The organism is Mameliella sp. CS4 (assembly GCF_019392335.1).
In the GTDB taxonomy this organism is placed as follows: domain Bacteria; phylum Pseudomonadota; class Alphaproteobacteria; order Rhodobacterales; family Rhodobacteraceae; genus Antarctobacter.
The window spans coordinates 1-238 of sequence record NZ_JAHXRQ010000283.1 but is presented as its reverse complement, the minus strand read 5'-3'; the positions used below and the strand labels follow the sequence as shown (position 1 = coordinate 238).

The window sequence follows — 238 nt, the reverse complement described above, 5'->3', positions numbered from 1 at the left end:
CACGCCAGCCCACGATCCGGCGGGCGAAGACGTCGATCACGAAGGCCACGTAGACGAAGCCGCTCCAGGTCGCCACGTAGGTAAAATCCGCGACCCATAGCCGGTTCGGGCACGCGGCCTTGAACTGACGATTGACCCGGTCGCGCGGACAGGCCGCTGCCGGATCTGGGACGGTGGTGCGGACCTTCCGCCCTCGGACGACGCCAGCCAAGCCCATCGCCCGCATCAGCCGGGCCAC

The 238-nt window shown here is 68.9% G+C and carries 1 protein-coding gene; it reads right to left on the bottom strand.

Annotation, left to right across the window (positions count from 1 at the left end):
• On the bottom strand, nt 1-238 hold a 238-nt coding region (locus KZZ07_RS27405; protein ID WP_219520200.1), incomplete at both ends, for a DDE-type integrase/transposase/recombinase.